General features: G+C 72.9%; 2 protein-coding genes and 2 pseudogenes. 1 reads left to right on the top strand and 3 read right to left on the bottom strand.

The genetic code is table 11. The features are described 5' to 3' along the window. Positions 1 to 290 precede the first annotated feature (290 nt). Positions 291 to 914: a VOC family protein gene (locus HKK72_RS38775; protein ID WP_187239356.1), complete on the top strand. Its 624-nt coding sequence runs from the start codon at positions 291 to 293 to the stop codon at positions 912 to 914. Here the strand turns inward: HKK72_RS38775 and HKK72_RS38770 are convergent. The 3 genes and pseudogenes from HKK72_RS38770 to HKK72_RS40400 form a co-directional block, all read right to left on the bottom strand. After that, positions 901 to 1326: a hypothetical protein gene (locus HKK72_RS38770; RefSeq protein ID WP_187239355.1), complete on the bottom strand. Its 426-nt coding sequence runs from the start codon at positions 1324 to 1326 to the stop codon at positions 901 to 903. The two genes, HKK72_RS38775 and HKK72_RS38770, sit on opposite strands and share 14 nt — an antisense overlap. A 34-nt stretch (positions 1327 to 1360) precedes the next feature. Next, positions 1361 to 1855, bottom strand: a pseudogene (locus tag HKK72_RS43060) (PLP-dependent aminotransferase family protein); the annotation flags it as partial. Continuing rightward, positions 1818 to 2100, bottom strand: a pseudogene (locus tag HKK72_RS40400) (hypothetical protein); the annotation flags it as partial. The pseudogenes HKK72_RS40400 and HKK72_RS43060, both read right to left, overlap by 38 nt.

Here is a 2100-nt window from a genome sequence, read left to right as displayed (position 1 = left end):
CACCGCGGTTTCGAGGTGACCGGCGACCAGGGCCGGGACCCCCGAGAACCCCACACCGGCGATGATGGCGGCCACCAGCAGTACGACCGTGAGATAGCCGGCCGGGCCTTCGCCCCGATCGGCCGCACGTCCCGTCGCGGAGCGCAGGTGTGACAACCTCGCCGGACGGGACACCAGAGGAACTCTAAGATCGTCGATCGTTCGCCGCCCAGGGCCTCCGGGCCCCCGTTCGGGCCCAGGCGTCCGGCCTCGCACCAGGGCGGAGTCGCGAAGGAGAGGGTAGGAGCCGCATGCCGGTCATCGACGATTCACTCGACCATCTCGTCTACGCGGGCCCGGACCTCGACGAGGCCGCCCGCCATGTCGAGGCGCTGACCGGCGTACGGCCGGTCGAAGGCGGCCGGCACCCCGGTCTGGGCACCCGCAACCGGCTGCTCGGTCTCGGCGGCCGCCGCTACCTCGAGATCGTCGGGCCGGACCCGGATCAGCCCGCGCCGGACCGGCCGAGGCCGTTCGGCCTCGACGGACTGACCGGACCCCGGCTGGTCACGTGGGCGATCCGGGCGGCCGACATCGAGGACCGTGTCATGCGGTCGCGGGCGCTGGGCTACGACCCGGGCGACGCCGAGTCGATGTCACGGCGCACCGGGGGCGGCGAGTTGCTGCGGTGGCGGCTCACGGCGATCCGGGACGGGCCCGTTCCCTTCCTCATCGACTGGGGGACCACCGTGCACCCGGCCGACCGCGGCCTTCCGGTCGTACCGCTGGTGTCGTTCACCGCCGCCCATCCCGAGCCGGGTGCGGTGCGCCTCTGCCTGGACCTGCTCGGCGCCGACCTGGACGTGCGCCGAGCCGAGCGTCCGGCGCTCACCGCCGTCCTCGTGGGCACGAGCGGCTCGGTCACCCTCGGCTGATCCGGTCGCCGGTCGAACGGGTGCCGGCGGCCGGCCGGCGCCGGGCCACCCTCCACACCTCGCCGCGGTCGTACCGCTCGGCCGTCCAGGTCGCCGCCCTGATCGAGCCGCGCCGCCGGTACCTGCGCATGATCTCCACGTGGACGGGCCACATCACGAAACCGCGCAGTGCCGTCTCGCCGGTCCACACCGAGACCGAGCCGACCCGCCGTTCCAGCGGGCTGGTCCACAGCCACATTCCCACCGCGCCCTCCAGATCCGGCCAGCCCCTGCGCAGCCGGTACCCGGCACGGGCGATGCCCGGCAGGTCGATGGGGCTCCTCACGGTGAAGTCGGTGACGCTGACCGGCACCGGTCCGCCGGTGGAGGATCCCGGCGAGATCGCCGGCGAGGAGTTCGGAGATGCGCTCATGCCTGGCCTGGTATTCGCGCCGCATCCTCCGGGTGTGCCTGGCCAGCAGGCCCTCGTCGATGAATGCGGCCAGAGCCGCCTGCGTCGGGGTCGAGGAGTGCCAGTCCGTGACGTACTTGGCCGCCCGCAGGGCCTCGTGCAGTGAGATGGGCGCGACCACGACGCCGAGCCGCAGTGCCGGGAACATGGCTTTGGAGAAGGTGCCGACGTAGAGCACCCGGCCCGTGTCGTCGAGGCTCTGCAGCGGCTCGATCGGGCGCCCGCCGTACCGGAACTCGGTGTCATAGTCGTCCTCGATCACCACGGCATCGCGGTGGCGTACCCAGTCGAGCAGTGCGAGCCGCCGCTCGAGCGACATCGGCATGCCCAGCGGGAACTGGTGCGAGGGCGTGACGTACACGATCTTGGCGTCGTCCGGCAGAGCGTCCACCCGGAGGCCGTCCCCGTCGACCGGCACGCCCACCACCTCGCACCCCATGGACCGGAAGAGCTCACGGGCCGGCGGATATCCGGGGTCCTCGACCGCCACCCGGTCCCCGGGCTCCGACCAGCACCCGGCCGATCAAGTCGAGTGCCTGCTGCACCCCCTGGCTCACGAACACATCGTCGGCGCGGGCCCGTACGGCTCGGGAAAGGCCGATGTGCCTGGCGATCGCGGCGCGCAGCCCGGCGTGCCCGGCCGGGTCACCGTGCATGCCCGTGCCCATCGCCGCCCTCCGCAGCTCGCGACCGGTCAGCCGCCGCCACGCCTCGTACGGGAATAGCCGCAGGTCA

Origin of the sequence: Actinomadura sp. HBU206391, assembly GCF_014323665.1 — a bacterium.
GTDB lineage: Bacteria > Actinomycetota > Actinomycetes > Streptosporangiales > Streptosporangiaceae > Actinomadura_C.
This window is presented reverse-complemented; position numbering and strand designations above follow the sequence as displayed.